Here is a 15,589-nt window from a genome sequence, read left to right on the forward strand (position 1 = left end):
CAAGAGGCTCATGGAAAACCATGAGCCTCTTGGGTCGTTCCCGTCGCGTCAATACCTTAACTGACTGGCATTAGGCCATGCCGGGCCTTTCCGTTTTCACGGCCATGCCGGCTTGGCGCTCAATGTGCGGGCATGCGCGTGGGTAGTTCCGCGCCGCTGCCGTGGTGCAGCGCGTGCGCGCCGAGCTGGTCGAAGCGCGCCTTGTCGATCTTGCGGACCGACTGAATCGCGCACGGCGACTGGTAGCGCGAATGCACGGTCTCGCCCACTTCACCGCAGATGCGGCCGCGATTGACGACGGTGTTGGACGGGTTGGCCCGGAAGATCAGCCCTGGCGGCGGCGTACCCAGGCGCGGACAATCGTTCTGCAATGTCACCAGGTAGCGTTTCGGGCCGGTGCGCACGATGGCGGTGCGGGCGTCGACGATATGCCACTCGTTGATCTGCGTGGTGTCGATGCAGTCGGCGGCCGGCAGCGGCGAGCGCGCCGGCACCGCCTCGGCAGCGTACGCGGCACCGCTGCCGGCAACGAGCGCGAGCAGCAGGGAGGGGAGGGGCGTTTTCATCGGCGTTACCTCGTCCGTTCGTATGCGTGCGTGCCGTGATGCGGTGGCGCGGTTGCATGCCGGTATCCGGCAGGGCGGCTGCAAAGTATCTGCCACCTGGGTATCACGATAAGTGAACGGTTGAGGCGGCATGCTGGCGGTCATGCATTGCAGCACTCCAGTATCCGGCACCCCAGCTCATGCGGCCACTCCGATGGCCACCGGCGGCAAGTCCCCATGACGACCGGGCACACGTGCGCCGTTGCAGGCATCGCCGCCCGATTCCTGCAGTTGCGGCAGCGAACGCTTGAACTCTGTGCCGGCCTCAGCGCCGAGGACCTGCAACTGCAGTCGATGCCCGACGCCAGTCCCGGCAAGTGGCACCTGGCGCATACCAGCTGGTTCTTCGAGCAGTTCGTGCTGGGCCGCGACCCGGCGTACCGGCCGCGCGATCCGGCCTGGCATTACCTGTTCAATTCCTACTACCAGTCGGTTGGCCCGATGCATGCGCGGCCGCAGCGCGGCCTGCTGTCGCGGCCGTCGCTGGACGAGGTGCGCGATTACCGTCGCCGCATCGACGACGCCGTGGCCGAGCTGCTCGACCGCGGCGACGACGCGGAGGCGCCCGGGCTGGTCGAGCTGGGTCTGCAGCATGAGCAGCAGCACCAGGAGCTGCTGCTGACCGACATCAAGCATGCGTTCTGGTGCAATCCGCTGCAGCCGGCGTATCGCGCGCCGATCGCCGCGCCGGCGGACGCCAAGGCGGTGCCGCTGCAGTTCGTCGCGGGCCGCGAGGGCATCGCCGAGATCGGCCATCGCGGCGAGGGTTTCGCGTTCGACAACGAGACCCCGCGCCACCGCACCCTGCTGCAGCCGCACGCGCTGGCCAACCGACTGGTGACCAATGCCGAGTACCTGGCCTTCGTGCGCGAAGGCGGCTACCGCGAACCCGGCCTGTGGCTGTCCGACGGCTGGGCCACGCTGCAGCGCGAGGGCTGGCAGCATCCGCTCTACTGGCAGGACGACCTGGCCAGCGAGTTCACCCTGGCCGGCGTGCGTGCGCTCGACCCGTACGAGCCGGTGTGCCACCTCAGCTATTACGAAGCCGAGGCGTTTGCGCACTGGGCCGGCGCGCGGCTGCCTACCGAGGCGGAGTGGGAGTCGGCGGCGCAGGGCGTCACGATCGACGGCAACTTGCAGGACGCGCAGCGCTTCCAGCCGCGTGCGGCCGGCGCCTGCAGCGGCCTGCAGCAGCTTTACGGCGACGTGTGGGAATGGACCGCCTCGCCCTACATCGGCTACCCGGGCTTCCGCCCGCTGCCCGGTTCGCTGGGCGAGTACAACGGCAAGTTCATGTGCGGCCAGTGGGTGTTGCGCGGCGGTTCCTGCGCCACCCCGCGCGACCACATCCGCGCCACCTACCGCAATTTCTTTCCACCCCAGGCCCGGTGGCAATTCGCCGGGCTGCGATTGGGACAGGACCGATGAGCAGTGTGCAACCCTTTGGCCTCAGCGACGACGACCGTCGCCCGCCGTCGAGCGATCTGCTGGAAGTCGTCCAGCGCGGCCTCGGCGCCCGCCCCAAGCGGCTGCCGTCGTGGCTGTTCTACGACGAGCGCGGCTCGGCGTTGTTCGAGCGCATCTGCGAGCAGCCGGAGTATTACCTCACGCGCTGCGAGATCGCGCTGATGGACGAGCATGCTGCCGAGATTGCCGACGCGCTGGGCAGCGGCGTGCGGCTGGTCGAATACGGCAGCGGCAATGCGCACAAGACCCGCATGTTGCTGCAGCACCTGCATGCGCCGGTGGCCTACGTGCCGGTGGAGATTTCGCCCGAGCCGCTGCGGCAGAGCGTCGAGCGGCTGGCGACGGCGTTCCCGCAGCTGCCGCTGCAGCCGTTGTGCGCGGATTTCAGCAAGCCGCTGCGGCTGCCGATTCCGCCGCGCGCGCCGCGGCGCACCGTGCTGTACTTCCCCGGTTCCACCATCGGCAATTTCGAGAACCGCGAAGCCGCCGTGCTGCTGCGCAAGATGCGCAACGAGATGGGCGACGGCGGCGGCATCCTGATCGGGGTGGACCTGAAGAAGGATCCGGCACTGATCGAGGCGGCCTACAACGACCGCGCCGGCGTCACCGCCGAGTTCACCCTGAACATGCTGGCGCGGCTGAACCGCGAGATCGGCAGCAACTTCGAGCTGTCCGCGTTCGCCCACCGCGCGCACTACAACCCAATGGCCGGGCGCGTCGAGACGCACCTGGTCAGCCGCCGCGAGCAGCAGGTCAAAGTCGGCCGCGTGAGCGTGCCGTTCCGCGCCGACGAGGCGATCCAGGTCGAGTACAGCTGCAAATATTCGCCGGAGGACTTCGCCGCGCTGGCCGGCCGCGCCGGGCTGGCCGTGCAGCAAGTGTGGACCGACCCGCAAAGGATGTTCAGCGTGCAGTACCTGGTGCGCGCCGGCATGTCGGTGTGACGCCGCGACCGCTTGCTGCCGCTTCCTTGTGTAGGGCGGGCACCGCCCGCCGGCTTTCGATTCCGTGACGCAGCAGCGGCGGACAGTGTCCGCCGTGCGAAGCCGCAGAGACGCACGTCATCAGTGGATGCCGTACAACGCCCTCACGTCGGCGGTCAGCGCGGCCTGGCTGTCGGCCCGCGCGTAGAACATGTGGCCGCCGGGATAGTTCTTCACCTGCACGCGGGTCGGGTCGCCCATCGCCGGCATTTGGTCGACGATCAGCACTGAGGCCATGAACGGGCATGACAGGTCGTCCCAGCCGTGGGTGATCAGCACGCGCAGGCCCGGGTCATTGGCGACCGCCTCGCGCAGCTGCGACACCGAACCCTTGTCGGCGTCCTCGTCCTCGTGCCACAGCTTGTTCACCTCGTAGCTGAGCGCGTTGTAGCGGCCGCTGTATTTCCAGCCCACGACCCGAGTGACGAAATCGACCATCGCGCTGGTGGTGGGCGCGATGATGCCGTTGAGGATCGGGTCGCCGGTTTGCTGGTGCGGCGCGTAGGGGAACGGATCCCAGGCGGTGACGTTGGAGTCGTAGCGGCTGCCCAGCTTGCCTTCGGCGCGGTACACCTCGCGCAGGTAGGCCTGGGTCTCGATGCGGCCGCCGGAGCGCTTCACGAACAGCGGGTCGAGCCCGGTCAGCTCGGTGACCTTTTTCACCACGCGCTCGGTGGCCTGCGGGTCGGAGCGGCCGCGCATCAGGTCGCTGGCGTATTCGCCGCGGGTGTACTCGACGATCGGCGCCATCGCTTCGGCGCTGAGCTTGTGCTCGCGCTCCAGGTGCGCCGCGGCGATCGAGGGCAGGGTGAGCATCCACGGCAGCGGCGACACGTTCTCGTCGTGGTAGGCCGCCGGGTCGAGGTAGGGCGACAGCAGCACCACGCCCTTCATCGCCACGCCGAGCCGGGTCTGCAGGTACTCGGTGATGCGTGGGCCGCGGAAGCCGCCGTAGCTCTCGCCGACCAGGTACTTGCGCGAACCCATGCGACCGTTCTTGACCAGCCAGTCGTAGACGATGCGCGACAGGTACTTGATGTCGTTGTCGGTGCTGTAGAACTGCTTGGCGGCTTCCTTGTCGTCGATCAGCGCGCGGCTGTAGCCGGTGCCGACGGGGTCGATGAACACCAGGTCGGTGAAGCCCAGCCAGGTGCCGGGGTTGTCGTGCAGCGTGGCCGGGTCGGACGGGCTGTCGCCCTCGACGCCGAAGTTCACCTTCTTCGGCCCGATCGCACCGAGGTTCAAGTACACCGACGCGGCGCCTGGGCCGCCATTCAGCGCGAACGTCACCGGGCGGTCCTTGCCAGTCATGGTGTAGGCGGTGAACACCACTTCGCCGGTGGTCTTGCCCTTCTCGTCGCGCACCGGCAGCGAGCCGACGGTGACCGTGTACTTGAGCGTCTTGCCGTCCACCGTGGCCGATTGCGTCACGTGCGCATCGGCCGGCAGCGGCGGCAGCTGGAAGCCATCGCTGCTGCTTGCCTCCGCTGCCGCCGGCTTGTGGCTGTCGGCGGCGAAGGCTGGGGCGACGCTTGAACCGGCCAGCACGAAGGCGGCCAGCAGCACGGAGGGCAGGGATTGGCGCACGGCGTTTCCTCGCGGACGAAAGCGGCCAGCATAACCGGCGCCGCGGCGGCGGAGGCGTGCATAAAGGCATGGGTGAGCGCGTTCAGCACCGCGCCGCTGCGACCGGTTCCGGCCTGGCGCGCGGCGGCGCCACGCGTGCCATCCAGCGCTCAAACGCCAGCAGAAAGTCCTGCAGCGACTGCACGGTAGCCAGGTCGGCCAGTGCGCCATCGGCGTCGAAGCGGCTGGCCGCGTTCGCCACGAACAGGGTCGGCGCTGGCATCACCAGCGCGCAGCAGGTGTGCAGCACCTGGCGCAGCGAGGCCTGCGCCAGGCGTGTGCCCCACGGGCCGCTGCTGGCGCCGAGCACGGCCACGGGTTTTTCCGCCAGCACGTCGCCGGCAGGGCTTTCGCGCGAGAGCCAGTCCAGCGCGTTCTTCAGCACGCCAGGCATGGAGTGGTTGTACTCGGGCGTGGCGATGACGAGGCCGTCCGCGGCGGCGACCGCCGCGCGCAGCGCCTGCACGCCGGCGGGGCCGGCCGGGTCGTGCTGCTCCAGGTCTTCGTCGAACAGCGGCACGGCAGTCAGCGCGTCGTAGACGTCCAGTTGCAGCGTCGCCGGTGCCTGGGCCACGGCCGCCTGCAGCAGGCGGCGGTTCCAGGAATCGCGGCGCAGGCTGCCGGCAAGGCACAGCACGCGGCGGGCGGGAGTCGGGTGGAAGGTGGTCATCTCGGTGTCTCCGGTGAGCAAGGCGTCAGGGTTCGATCAGCAGCAGCAAGGCGCAGGCGACCAGCAGGACGCCCATCACGACGTCGACGCCGCGGCGCACCGCAGGACGCACCAGCCAGCGGGCCAGCCACGCGCCCAGCGCAGCCCACAGCAGCAGGCACAGGATGGGGATCAGCACGAACAGTCCGGCCAGCGGCAGGTAATCACGCAGGCTGGTGGCCGGCACTGTCGCCAGCACGGTCAGCACGATCACCCAGCTTTTCGGGTTGAGGAACTGGAAGCCGATCAAGCCCAGGGTGCCGGCCGGCAAGGCCGCCGACGTCGCGGCGGCGTGTCGTGGGGCCATGCCGGCCACACACAGCGACAACCCGAGCCAGGCCAGGTACAGCGCGCCGATCGCGCCGGTCCAGCGCCGCAGCGGCGGGTGCGCTGCTAACATCGCGCCCGCGCCCAGCGCCGTCACCGCGAGCAGCAGCAGGCCGCCGCACACGATGCCGGCGATCGCCGGCAGCGCGCCGCGCAGGCCGGCGTGCCCCGCCGCGCGCAGCACCACCAGGTTGTTCGGGCCGGGCGTGATCGCGGCCACCAAGAGCAGGCCGCACGCGGTGAGCAGCGAATCCATGCAGGTTTCTCATCGGCAATGGTCGAATAAAGTGCATGTTCAAGCGGCTAAGTGGTCTGTGCCGCATAGCTTATGGTCTAGAATTCCGACCATGAACGAGCTGCCGCTGAATGCCCTGCGCGCGTTCGCCATGGTCTACGCGCATGGTGGCGTGCGCGCCGCCGCGCGCGAGCTGGGCATGGCGCACTCCTCGGTGAGCAGGCACCTGGGCGAGCTGGATCGCTGGCTGGGCGTACCGCTGCTGCGCGCGGCGGCCGGGCGCGGCCCGCTGGTTTTCACCCCACAGGGCGACGCGCTGGGTCGCGCCACACTGTCCGGCCTGCGCGAGATCGAACAGGCGGTGGCGGCGTTGCGCGAGACCCGCCCGGCGCATGCGGTGACCTTGTCCACCTCGCCGTCGTTCGCGATCCGCTGGCTGCTGCCGCGGTTGCCCGCGCTGGAGAAGGCGCACCCGAAGATCGAGCTGTCGGTGCAGGTGGAGCAGCGGCTGGACGCGCTGGACGACGGACGCATCGACCTGGCGATCCGCATGGGCAACGGACTGTGGCCGGAGCTGCACGCCGAGCCGCTGATGGATGACGCGCTGTATCCGGTGATGAGTCCGGCACTGTGGCAGGCATCCGGGCGTCCGTCGAAGCCGGCGCAACTGGCCGACCTGCGCCTGCTGCACGACCGCGATCCGCAGGCGGCGTGGGAGCTGTGGCGGCAGGCGCACGGGCCGGCAAAGCTTTCGCTGCAGGGCGGCGCGCGCTACACCTCGTCCGATCTGGTGCTGCGCGCGGCGATGCAGGGCCAGGGCGTGGCACTGGCACGCCATCGGCTGGCCGCGGACGACGTGGCGAACGGCAGCCTGCTGCGCCTGTTCAGCGACCTCGACGTGCCGCTGGGGCCGTCATACTGGATCGTGCGGCCGCCGGCGAAACCGCGCGCGGCGGTGGCCGCGGTGATCGACTGGCTGCGCTGGCAGGCGGCCGGCGCCGGAGCGCGCTGATCAGCCGCGCGCCAGCGCACTCTCGACAAACTGCGTGAGCTGCGCCGCATTCAGTGCGCCGGATTGCCGCGCGATCTCGCGGCCCTGCTTGAACATGATAAGCGTGGGGATGCTGCGGATGCCGAAGCGCCCGGCCAGTTGCGGCTGCGCCTCGGTATCCAGCTTGGCCAGCCGCAGGCGTGGTTCGAACTTGCCGGCGGCCTGCACGAACACCGGCGCGAAGCCGACGCACGGCCCGCACCATGGCGCCCAGAAATCCACCAGCACCGGCAGGTCGCCGCGACCGGCGATCGCGTCGAAGTTCGCCGTGGTCAATTCCACCGGATGTCCCTCGAACAGTGGCTGCTTGCAGCGGCCGCAGTTCGGATGTTCGCCCACGCGTTCGGCCGGCACGCGGTTCAGCGCGCCGCAATGCGGGCAGGGGATGGCCAGTGGTGTACTCATGGCAGACTCCGGTAACAGGTCAGGCGCCAAGCGCCAACGCCGACAAGATGGCGGCGCCCTTTGCCGAAACCAAGCCGAGCCGACATGCCGCAACGCCCCGACACATCCGCTTCACGCTGGCCGCAGCGGAGCCTGCTTGCGCTGGGCATGTTGTGGACGTTGCCGAACAGCCTGCCCGGTCTGCTGCTGGGCCTGGCCGGCCTTCCCTTCGGCGCGCGGCTGCGCTGGCAGCGGCGCGAGCTGGCGCTGGTGGTGCGGCGCTGGCCGTGGGGGCGCGGCGGGGCGCTGACCCTGGGCAACGTGATCGTACACACCGGAGAGCGGCTGGACGTGCCGTGCCTCACCTACGCGCATCGCGCCGGCCGCTGCATCGAGCCGCCGGTATCGCTGGCTGACCATGAGCGCGCCCACGTCTACCAGTACATGCTGCTCGGTCCGCTGTTCCTGCCGCTGTACCTGCTGTGCGGCGGCATCAGCGTGCGCAATCCGTTCGAGCGCGCAGCCGACCGCTATGCGCGCACGGGCCGCGGCTGGTGGCCGTGGTCGCGGGAGGGTCGCTGAGCCGCTTGCGCGGTCAGGCCGCTGTGTGCGGCACGAAACGCAGCGCCACCGAGTTCATGCAGTAGCGCAGGCCGGTCGGCTGCGGGCCGTCGTCGAAGACGTGGCCGAGGTGGCTGTTGCAGCCGGTGCAGCTGATCGCGATGCGGTCTATGCCGAACATGCTGTCGTGGCGCTCGATCACGTTGCGGGCGGCGATCGGCTGCCAGAAGCTGGGCCAGCCGGTGCCGGAGTCGAACTCGGTGGCGGCGTCGTACAGCGCGGTGGCGCAGGCGATGCAGCGGAACAGGCCGAGCACGGCGGGCCGTTCGTGCTCGCCGCTGAACGCGCGTTCGGTGCCGTCGCGGCGCATGATTTCGTACGATGCCGCCGCCAGCCGCTGCCGCCATTGCGCGTCGCTGAGCACCAGCTTCGCCACCTTGCGCGCGCCGAGGTCGCGGCCGGCGTCGTCGAAGATTTCCAGCAACACCTCGCCGGGCTTGCCGACCGGCGTGTTCGCCGCCGCCAGCAGGCGCGGCAGCAGCCATCCGCCGCCGATGGCCAGCAATGCACCGCCGCCGAGTACGGCGCGCAGGAAGCGGCGGCGGTCCATCGCGAGGGTTTCGTCAATGCGTGGCATGGCAACCTCCGTGGATGTTGCTTTGTAGGAGCCCGCTCGCGGGCGATGCTTTCCACCGGGATTCGGGATTCGGGATTCGGGATTCAGGATTCGCGAGAGCATCGCCCGCGAGCGGGCTCCTACGAGAGCCGGTCAGCCGAAGGTGAAGGCGTACGCCTGCACGCCGGGATCGAGGAAGCTGATCTCGAACAGCCGCTCGCCGCTGCCGCCGGCTTGGCGCACCAGCTGGTACAGGCGTTGGCCGGTGACCGTGCCGTTGCCCTCGGCGTCGGTGTCCATGCCGTGGTCGGCGCCGGGCGGCTGGCCGTCGATGCTGACGCGGTAGCGGATGGGCTTGCCGTCGCTGGCGGGGCCGAGCACCAGGTGCAGGTCGCGGCCGCGGAAGCGGTAGACGATGGCGCCGCCGGCCCGGTCCAGCTGCGCGTTCTCGTCGCGCACGGTCCAGCGGCCGTCGAGCGACCACTGGTTGGCGGCCAGCGAGGCGGGCGCGCGATAGTCGTGCGTTTCATCGCGCGCCACCCGACCGCCGACGAAGTTCATCGCGCGGGCGTAGCCGACGTAGGTTTCCGGCGAGCGGGTCAGGTCGTCCGACGCGGCGGCTTCGACGCCGCGATGGTCGTCGCTGACGTAGCCGCCGGGCAGGTTGTTCTGGCCGGCATCGGCCAGCAGCTGGCGGATCACGTCCTCGCTTTCCCGGTACTCGCCTTCGCCGAAGTGGTGGTGGCGGATCTGCCCCTGCGTGTCGATGAAGTAGTGCGCCGGCCAGTATTCGTTGTTGAAGCCTTTCCAGATCGCGTAGTCGTTGTCGAGCGCGACGGGGTAGTCCACGCCTAGGTCCTTCACCGCCTTCGCCACGTTGACCGGGTCCTTCTCGAACGCGAACTCCGGTGCGTGCACGCCGATCACCACCAGGCCGTGGTCCTTGTACCTGTCGGCCCAGCCACGTGCGTACGGCAGTGCGCGAATGCAATTGATGCAGGAGTAGGTCCAGAAATCGACCAGCACCACCTTGCCGCGCAGCGACTCGGCGGTGAGCGGGGGGCTGTTCAACCACTGCGTAGCGCCGGCCAGCGACGGGAACGTGCCTTCCACCGGCAGCGGCTCGCCGGCTTTCGGCGCCGGCCGCGGCGCGGGCGCCGGGCGTACGGCGTTGATCAGCTTCTGCTCGATGCCGCCGGTGCTGGCCAGCGAGACGCGGGTGAGCACGCCGGTATCCAGACCCAGCGCGATCGCGGCGACGCCACCCAGCACCAGCACGCCGAGCGCGCGGCGCACCCATTCGCCGGCGCCGAGCGAGCGCTTCATCAGCGCGAATACCTGGCCGCCGATCAGCAGTGCCAGGCCCAACGACGTGGCCGCGCCGGCGGCGTAGATGAGCAGCAGCAGGGTGGTCTGCACGCTGGCGCCGTTCAGCGCCGCACCGGTCAGCAGCAGGCCCAGGATCGGCCCCGCGCACGGCGCCCATAGCAGGCCGGTGGCCACGCCGAGGCCGGCCGATCCCCAGATCGAGTCGCCATCGGCGGCCGAACGCTGCGACAGCCGGTTGCCCAGCGCCACGAATGGCCGCGTGATCCATTCGGCCAGCCGGGTCGACAGCAGGGTGAGGCCGAGGACGGCCAGCACCGCCATCGCCACCCAGCGGCCGTACTGGTTCGCGTGCACCGCCCAGCTGCCGCCCAGCGCGGCCAGCGTGGCGACCGCGGCGAAGGTGATCGCCATGCCCAGCAGCATCGGGAAACCGTTGCGCATGAACGGCCGGTCGGAGCGGGCGAACACGAATGGCAGCACCGGCAGGATGCACGGGCTGAGGATGGTCAGTACGCCGCCGAGGTAAGCGAGGATCAACACGAGCATGGGAGGTATCCGCGGGAGCTTGTCTGGTTATTCGCCGGCGTGCCGACGGCGGTTACCTGCAGGTACGGAGTAACGCCGTGGCCGGATGCGGCGAATACCCCACAGGCGTTCCGCCGTGGAGCGAAGCATGTCGCAAGCCTTGACCGCCACCGCCGGCATGGGTCTAGATAGTGGACTTTCCCTGCGGGCGAGTCTCGAGCAGAGCATGCCAGCCGATGTCGCCACGGTGAACGACAGCGCATCGCCCGACCGGCGCCGGGCAGCGTGGATGGCCGCGGCGCAGGCCGGCGACCGGCGTGCCTACGAGAAACTGCTGGCCGATTCGGTGGCGCTGATCCGCGCCGTCGCGCGACGCCAGGGCGTGGCGCCGGATGGCCTGGACGACGTGGTGCAGGAGACCCTGATCACCGTGCACCGCGTGCGCCATACCTACGACCCGGCCCGTTCGTACGATGCGTGGCTAAGCGCGATCGCCACCCGCCGCGCGATCGACGCGCTGCGCCGCCGTGGCCGTCGCGACAGCCGCGAACTGCACGACGACTACGCGCTCGATCGGTGCCCGGACGGCGACGACGCCAGTGCCGCTGCCGAGAGCAGCCAGCGCGCGCAGCGCCTGCACGAGGCGATCGCCGAACTGCCGCCGGGCCAGCGCGAGGCGGTGGAACAGCTGGGCCTGCGCGAGCGCTCGCTCAGCGAGGCGGCTGAGCTGACCGGACGTAACGCCGGTGCGCTGAAAGTGAACCTGCATCGCGCGCTGAAAGCGCTGCGCGAACGTTTCCATGGAGAACCCTGACGTGATGCCCGAGCCGTCATTCCATGAGGCACTGATCGACCGTCTCGGCACCGGGCTGGTGCCGGTGCGGCGGTTGTTGCCGCCATGGCTGCGCACCGCCGGCTGGCTGCTGCTGGTGCTGGCGCTGGCGGCCGGGTTGTTGCTGCATTACGGCGCGGCCCCGATGCTGCGGCGCTGGGCCGCCACGCCGGACCTGGCCTGGGCCGGCGTCGGCGCGGCGATCACTGCGGTCAGCGCGGCATGGGCCGCATTCGCGCTGGGCGTGCCCGGACGGCGGGCGGCGTGGGCATGGCTGCCGCTGCCCAGTGCCCTGCTGTGGATCGGCGCCAGCGGCCTCGGCTGCCTGCGCACGTGGATCGCGCCGGGGACGCAGATTGCCGGCCTGCATCAGAGTGCCGACTGCCTGCTGTTCATCATCGGCTTCTCGATTCCGCTGTCGGCGCTATTGATCGTGCTGCTGCGCCGTGCCTGCCCGCTGCGGCCGGTGCTCACGGCCGTGCTGATCGGGCTGGCCAGCGCGGCTGCCTCGGCCAGCCTGCTGGAGATCTGCCACGCCTACGATTCGGCCGCTACCGACCTGCTGACGCATGCGCTGGCGGTGGCGGTGGTGGTGGCCGTCAACGCCGCGATGGGCGGGCGATTGCTGTCGAAAGCGTAGGTCCCGCCGCTGCCCGTAGGAGCCCGCTGGCGGGCGATGCCTTTCGTTGTATCGAAGAGCATCGCCCGCCAGCGGGCTCCTACGGCGAAGGATCAGTTTGTCGCAATGTCGCAAGGCAAGAGCCGGCGGGCGGTGCCCGCCCTACGCGGTTCGCGCACGCGTGACGCTTGCCCGTATCCCGAATCCCGGCTCAATCCCGGAAGTTGTCGAACTGCAGCGGCAGTTCCACGTCGGACTTGCGCAGCACGGCCATCGCCAGTTGCAGGTCGTCGCGCTTCTTGCCGCTGACGCGCAGCTTGTCGCCGTTGATCTGCGCCTCGACCTTGAGCTTGGCCGCCTTCAGTTCGGCCACCAGTTTCTTGGCGATCGGCTGCTCGATACCCTGCTTGACCGTAATCTTCTGCCGCGAGCCACCCAGGTTGGTTTCCGGCTCACCCGCGTCGAGCGCGCGGATGTCGATCTTCCGCGCGGTCAGCCGTCCGCGCAGGATGTCCAGCATCTGCTGCAGCTGGAATTCGCTGGGTGCGCTCTGGGTGATCACGCCATCGTCCAGCACGTAACTCGCGTCCACGCCCTTGAAGTCGAAGCGGTTGCCCAGTTCGCGGTTGGCCTGGTCGACCGCGTTGGTCAGCTCGTGCTTGTCGACTTCGGAAATCACGTCAAAGGAAGGCATGGCGGCGGCTCGCTGGTAGCTGAAGAACGGAGTGTAAGCGATGCGGCTGGGCGATAATGCACGACCTTCATTTCCGTCGTCCCGGCGAAAGCCGGGACCCAGTGCCTGTACCGGTTGCGAGGCACTGGATGACCAGCTGCGCTGTTGTAAAGCGCCTCCGGCCTTCGCCGGGATGGCGAACAAAAGCGCAATGGCGTGGCCATGGACTGGGCCAGCTGTTCTGCGACGACTCGTCCAAGCAGATCGTGCGCATGCTGCTGGACGAGTGCGCTGCGGCCGGCGTGACGGTGGAGGCGAGTTGCGGCGTGCAGCGTGTGCGCAGGACGCCGGAAGGCTTCAACGTGCTCACCGCGCGCGGCGAGATGCATGCCGGGTCGCTGGTGGTCGCCTCGGGTGGCCTGTCGATCCCCAGCATGGGCGCCAGCGGCTTCGGCTACGAACTGGCGCGCCAGTTCGGCCACGCCGTGCTGCCCACGCGCGCGGGACTGGTGCCGCTGACCTTGAGCGGCAAACACCAGGAGCATTACCAGGACCTCGCTGGCGTGGCGCTGCCTGCGGTGGAGGCGCGGGTCGGCAAGCAGGGCTTTCGCGCCGGCCTGCTGTTCACCCATCGCGGCCTCAGCGGACCGGCGATCCTGCAGATTTCCTCGTACTGGCAGCCGAGCGACGACCTGCGCATCGATCTGCTGCCGGACCTCGACATCGGCGCGTACCTGGTCGAACAATGCACCGCACGGCCGCTGGCGGAACTGAAGACCGTGCTCGGCGAGGTGCTGCCGAAGCGCCTGGCGCAACGCCTGTGCGAGCAGTGGCTTGGCAATCGGCCGATGCGTCAGTACCGCGAAGCCGAGCTGGTGCAGCTCGGCGCGCAGCTCAACGCCTGGCCGATCACCGCCAGCGGCACCGAGGGCTATCGCACCGCCGAGGTCACCCTGGGCGGGGTCGATACCGACGAGCTGTCCTCCAGCATCATGCAGTCGAAGCGGGTGACGGGGCTGTATTTCATCGGCGAGGTGGTCGACGTCACCGGCTGGCTCGGCGGCTACAACTTCCAGTGGGCGCGGGCCTCGGGGCAGGCGGCGGGAACAGTGGCGTGATATGGCGGATTTCGCGCGGACTGAATATCGCGCGTGTTTCACTGGGCGCCGGTTTCGGCATGAGGACACCTGCATGAAAGTCGGATTCATCGGCCTCGGCGCGATGGGCAGTGCGATGGCCAGCAACCTGCTGGCGGCCGGCCACACGCTGACGGTGTGGAACCGCTCGGCGGCAGCCACCGAGCCGCTGACCTCGCTGGGCGCAAAGGTGGTGAAGACGGCCGACCGCGCCGTGCAGGGCGAAGTGCTGTGCAGCATGCTGGCGAACGACCAGGCGGTACGCGAAGTGTTCCTTGAGGGCGGTGTGCTCGATGCGATGGATCGCGGCACCGTGCACGTCAACCACGCCACCATCTCGGTGGCACTGGCGCAGGAGCTGGCCGCGCAACACGGCAGGCGCGGGCTGGAGTACGTCGCCGCGCCGGTGTTCGGGCGCCCGGACCTGGCCGCCGCGGCGAAGCTCAACATCCTGGTGGCCGGCAAGCCTGCCGCCATCGAACGCGTACGGCCCTTGCTGGAGGCGATGGGCAGCAAACTGTGGCCAATGGGCGAGGCGCCGGAGCGCGCGAACGTGGCGAAGATCGCCGGCAACTTCATGCTGGCCGCCGCGATCGAGAGCATGGCTGAAGCCACCACGCTGACCCGCGCCCACGGCGTCAGCGCGGCGGAGTTTCTCGACGTGATGACCAGTACCCTGTTCGCTGCGCCAGCCTATCAGGGCTACGGCAAGCTGATCGCCGAGCAGCGCTTCAAGCCGGCCGGGTTCGCATTGCCGCTGGGCTACAAGGATGTGGGGCTGGCGCTGGCAGCGGGGGAGGCGCAGCGCGTACCGTTGCCGTTCGCCGGCGTGCTGCGCGACACCATGCTGGAGGCGCTGGCTGCCGGCGATGCGGAACTGGACTGGTCGGCGCTGGCGCTGGTCGCCGCGCGCCGGGCACATCTGGACGAACGCGAATGACCCTACATCTGGATCGTGTGGTTTCGTAGGGAGGGCATTGCCCGCCGGCTTCTGCCTGACCCAGAGCGGCGGGCGGTGGCGCTATGGTTGCCAGGCCAGCGAGCCGTCGATCACCGTATGGCTGCGTCCGCCGACCCAGATCGCGTTGTCGTCGATGTGCACGATCAGTTGTGCGTCGTGGCCGATCTCGCGGCCCTGGCTGACCTTGTAGCCGCGGGCCAGCGGGCCGTGCGGTTCGGCATGGGCGATATACGCGGCGATCAGGCCGTTGGCGGCGCCGGAGGCGGGGTCCTCGACGATGCCCACGCCCGCCGGGAATGCGCGTACTGCCAACTGGTAATCAGGCTGACGGCTTCGTGCGAACGCGCACAGACCCATGCTGTCGCTGGCGTGGGCCAGTGCGGCGATCGCCGCATGGTCGGGTTGCCACGCGCGCAGGCTGGCTTCGTCGGCCAGCTCGGCCAGCCACCAGCGGCGGCCGCCGTCGACCAGCGCCGGCGGCAGCACGCCCGCTTTGATGCCGGCCAGCGTGGCCGCCAGCCGCGGGTGGGCGTCGTGGCCGGTATCCAGTACACGCTCGCCGGGCGACTGCAGCAGCAGTTCGCGCCCGGCGCCGTTGCCCAGTACGCGGATCGGCAGCACGCCGGCACCGCATTCCTGCCACAGCAGGCCGTCGCGCGGCTCGGCCACGCCGCAGGTGAGCGCGGCGTGCGCGCTGCCGATGCTGGGGTGGCCGGCGAACGGAATCTCCTTGTGCGGGGTGAAGATGCGCACGCGGTAGCTGGCGCGCGGATCGGTCGGCGGCAGCAGGAAGGTGGTCTCGACCAACGCCGTCCAGCGCGCGAAGCGCTGCATCGCCGCGGCGCTCCAGCGGTCCGCGCCGAGTACCACGCCGAGGTGGTTGCCGCCGCCCTGGGTGGCGGTAAAGACGTCCAGATGCAGGTAGCGAAGTGAGGTCATGGCATGCGCCG

General features: G+C 69.6%; 17 protein-coding genes. 8 read left to right on the forward strand and 9 right to left on the reverse strand.

From position 1 onward, the window contains the following. Positions 1-119: 119 nt before the first annotated feature. Positions 120-566, reverse strand: coding sequence for a DUF6491 family protein (locus AC3WTD_RS09795; RefSeq protein ID WP_492613676.1), 447 nt, complete (start codon positions 564-566; stop codon positions 120-122). Between the two features lie 216 nt (positions 567-782). Between AC3WTD_RS09795 and egtB the strand changes: the two genes are divergently transcribed. Both egtB and egtD read left to right on the forward strand, forming a co-directional pair. Further along, positions 783-2,033 (forward strand): ergothioneine biosynthesis protein EgtB, encoded by a 1,251-nt coding sequence (gene egtB, locus AC3WTD_RS09800; RefSeq protein WP_492613677.1) that lies wholly within the window; start codon positions 783-785, stop codon positions 2,031-2,033. Then, on the forward strand, positions 2,030-3,016 hold the full coding sequence (gene egtD / locus AC3WTD_RS09805; protein ID WP_492613678.1) for an L-histidine N(alpha)-methyltransferase: 987 nt from the start codon (positions 2,030-2,032) through the stop codon (positions 3,014-3,016). Before egtB ends, egtD begins: the two co-directional genes overlap by 4 nt. A gap of 120 nt (positions 3,017-3,136) precedes the next feature. On the opposite strand, the gene AC3WTD_RS09810 is transcribed toward egtD, so the two are convergent. The 3 genes from AC3WTD_RS09810 to AC3WTD_RS09820 form a co-directional block, all read right to left on the reverse strand. Then, a complete protein-coding gene (locus AC3WTD_RS09810; RefSeq protein WP_492613679.1) occupies positions 3,137-4,642 on the reverse strand; it encodes a S10 family peptidase in 1,506 nt (501 codons plus the stop codon). An 82-nt stretch (positions 4,643-4,724) separates the two neighbouring features. Then, positions 4,725-5,351, reverse strand: coding sequence for an NADPH-dependent FMN reductase (locus AC3WTD_RS09815; RefSeq protein ID WP_027493995.1), 627 nt, complete (start codon positions 5,349-5,351; stop codon positions 4,725-4,727). Positions 5,352-5,376: 25 nt separating this feature from the next. Then, the gene (locus AC3WTD_RS09820) at positions 5,377-5,973 is read right to left on the reverse strand and encodes a LysE family translocator (protein WP_027493994.1); all 597 of its coding nucleotides are present in this window, start codon (positions 5,971-5,973) and stop codon (positions 5,377-5,379) included. A gap of 91 nt (positions 5,974-6,064) precedes the next feature. Between AC3WTD_RS09820 and AC3WTD_RS09825 the strand changes: the two genes are divergently transcribed. After that, complete coding sequence (locus AC3WTD_RS09825; RefSeq protein WP_027493993.1) at positions 6,065-6,964, forward strand: LysR substrate-binding domain-containing protein; 900 nt, start codon at positions 6,065-6,067, stop codon at positions 6,962-6,964. Here AC3WTD_RS09825 and trxC read toward each other — a convergent pair whose 3' ends face one another. Next, complete coding sequence (gene trxC, locus AC3WTD_RS09830; RefSeq protein ID WP_027493992.1) at positions 6,965-7,408, reverse strand: thioredoxin TrxC; 444 nt, start codon at positions 7,406-7,408, stop codon at positions 6,965-6,967. 84 nt (positions 7,409-7,492) lie between these two features. On the opposite strand from trxC, the gene AC3WTD_RS09835 reads away from it, so the two are divergent. Continuing rightward, positions 7,493-7,969, forward strand: a complete 477-nt coding sequence (locus tag AC3WTD_RS09835) for a hypothetical protein (protein WP_492613680.1) — start codon at positions 7,493-7,495, stop codon at positions 7,967-7,969. Between the two features lie 13 nt (positions 7,970-7,982). On the opposite strand, the gene msrB is transcribed toward AC3WTD_RS09835, so the two are convergent. Then, entirely contained in the window at positions 7,983-8,585 is a 603-nt protein-coding gene (msrB, locus tag AC3WTD_RS09840) for a peptide-methionine (R)-S-oxide reductase MsrB (RefSeq protein WP_492613681.1), read from the reverse strand. Positions 8,586-8,717: 132 nt separating this feature from the next. Next, the gene (locus AC3WTD_RS09845) at positions 8,718-10,439 is read right to left on the reverse strand and encodes a cytochrome c biogenesis protein DipZ (RefSeq protein ID WP_492613682.1); all 1,722 of its coding nucleotides are present in this window, start codon (positions 10,437-10,439) and stop codon (positions 8,718-8,720) included. A gap of 205 nt (positions 10,440-10,644) precedes the next feature. Here AC3WTD_RS09845 and AC3WTD_RS09850 point away from each other — a divergent pair, with 205 nt between their 5' ends. Next, positions 10,645-11,232 carry an RNA polymerase sigma factor gene (locus AC3WTD_RS09850; RefSeq protein ID WP_492613721.1) on the forward strand — a complete coding sequence of 196 codons (588 nt, stop codon included), beginning with the start codon at positions 10,645-10,647 and terminating at the stop codon, positions 11,230-11,232. A 4-nt stretch (positions 11,233-11,236) separates the two neighbouring features. Beyond that, a complete protein-coding gene (locus AC3WTD_RS09855) occupies positions 11,237-11,890 on the forward strand; it encodes an NrsF family protein (protein WP_492613722.1) in 654 nt (217 codons plus the stop codon). Positions 11,891-12,080: 190 nt separating this feature from the next. Here AC3WTD_RS09855 and AC3WTD_RS09860 read toward each other — a convergent pair whose 3' ends face one another. Further along, a complete protein-coding gene (locus AC3WTD_RS09860) occupies positions 12,081-12,563 on the reverse strand; it encodes a YajQ family cyclic di-GMP-binding protein (protein WP_235642330.1) in 483 nt (160 codons plus the stop codon). 128 nt (positions 12,564-12,691) lie between these two features. Between AC3WTD_RS09860 and AC3WTD_RS09865 the strand changes: the two genes are divergently transcribed. Together AC3WTD_RS09865 and AC3WTD_RS09870 are read left to right on the forward strand one after the other, a co-directional pair. Beyond that, on the forward strand, positions 12,692-13,660 hold the full coding sequence (locus AC3WTD_RS09865; protein ID WP_492613683.1) for a BaiN/RdsA family NAD(P)/FAD-dependent oxidoreductase: 969 nt from the start codon (positions 12,692-12,694) through the stop codon (positions 13,658-13,660). A gap of 1 nt (position 13,661) precedes the next feature. Beyond that, positions 13,662-14,618: an NAD(P)-dependent oxidoreductase gene (locus AC3WTD_RS09870; RefSeq protein WP_492613684.1), complete on the forward strand. Its 957-nt coding sequence runs from the start codon at positions 13,662-13,664 to the stop codon at positions 14,616-14,618. Positions 14,619-14,699: 81 nt separating this feature from the next. Here the strand turns inward: AC3WTD_RS09870 and AC3WTD_RS09875 are convergent, their stop codons facing one another. Beyond that, positions 14,700-15,578, reverse strand: coding sequence for a PhzF family phenazine biosynthesis protein (locus AC3WTD_RS09875; protein ID WP_492613685.1), 879 nt, complete (start codon positions 15,576-15,578; stop codon positions 14,700-14,702). Positions 15,579-15,589 lie beyond the last annotated feature (11 nt).

Source organism: Rhodanobacter sp. FW106-PBR-R2A-1-15 (assembly GCF_058789735.1).

Bases quoted from the DNA above. Each gene is read 5' to 3' on its own strand.
- AC3WTD_RS09865 (WP_492613683.1), top strand. From the start codon at position 12,692: ATGACCAGCTGCGCTGTTGTAAAGCGCCTCCGGCCTTCGCCGGGATGG.
- AC3WTD_RS09860 (WP_235642330.1), bottom strand. From the start codon at position 12,563: ATGCCTTCCTTTGACGTGATTTCCGAAGTCGACAAGCACGAGCTGACC.
- AC3WTD_RS09870 (WP_492613684.1), top strand. From the start codon at position 13,662: ATGGCGGATTTCGCGCGGACTGAATATCGCGCGTGTTTCACTGGGCGC.
- egtB (WP_492613677.1), top strand. From the start codon at position 783: ATGACGACCGGGCACACGTGCGCCGTTGCAGGCATCGCCGCCCGATTC.
- AC3WTD_RS09820 (WP_027493994.1), bottom strand. From the start codon at position 5,973: ATGGATTCGCTGCTCACCGCGTGCGGCCTGCTCTTGGTGGCCGCGATC.
- egtD (WP_492613678.1), top strand. From the start codon at position 2,030: ATGAGCAGTGTGCAACCCTTTGGCCTCAGCGACGACGACCGTCGCCCG.
- AC3WTD_RS09835 (WP_492613680.1), top strand. From the start codon at position 7,493: ATGCCGCAACGCCCCGACACATCCGCTTCACGCTGGCCGCAGCGGAGC.
- AC3WTD_RS09845 (WP_492613682.1), bottom strand. From the start codon at position 10,439: ATGCTCGTGTTGATCCTCGCTTACCTCGGCGGCGTACTGACCATCCTC.
- trxC (WP_027493992.1), bottom strand. From the start codon at position 7,408: ATGAGTACACCACTGGCCATCCCCTGCCCGCATTGCGGCGCGCTGAAC.
- AC3WTD_RS09850 (WP_492613721.1), top strand. From the start codon at position 10,645: ATGCCAGCCGATGTCGCCACGGTGAACGACAGCGCATCGCCCGACCGG.
- msrB (WP_492613681.1), bottom strand. From the start codon at position 8,585: ATGCCACGCATTGACGAAACCCTCGCGATGGACCGCCGCCGCTTCCTG.
- AC3WTD_RS09815 (WP_027493995.1), bottom strand. From the start codon at position 5,351: ATGACCACCTTCCACCCGACTCCCGCCCGCCGCGTGCTGTGCCTTGCC.
- AC3WTD_RS09875 (WP_492613685.1), bottom strand. From the start codon at position 15,578: ATGACCTCACTTCGCTACCTGCATCTGGACGTCTTTACCGCCACCCAG.
- AC3WTD_RS09825 (WP_027493993.1), top strand. From the start codon at position 6,065: ATGAACGAGCTGCCGCTGAATGCCCTGCGCGCGTTCGCCATGGTCTAC.
- AC3WTD_RS09795 (WP_492613676.1), bottom strand. From the start codon at position 566: ATGAAAACGCCCCTCCCCTCCCTGCTGCTCGCGCTCGTTGCCGGCAGC.
- AC3WTD_RS09855 (WP_492613722.1), top strand. From the start codon at position 11,237: ATGCCCGAGCCGTCATTCCATGAGGCACTGATCGACCGTCTCGGCACC.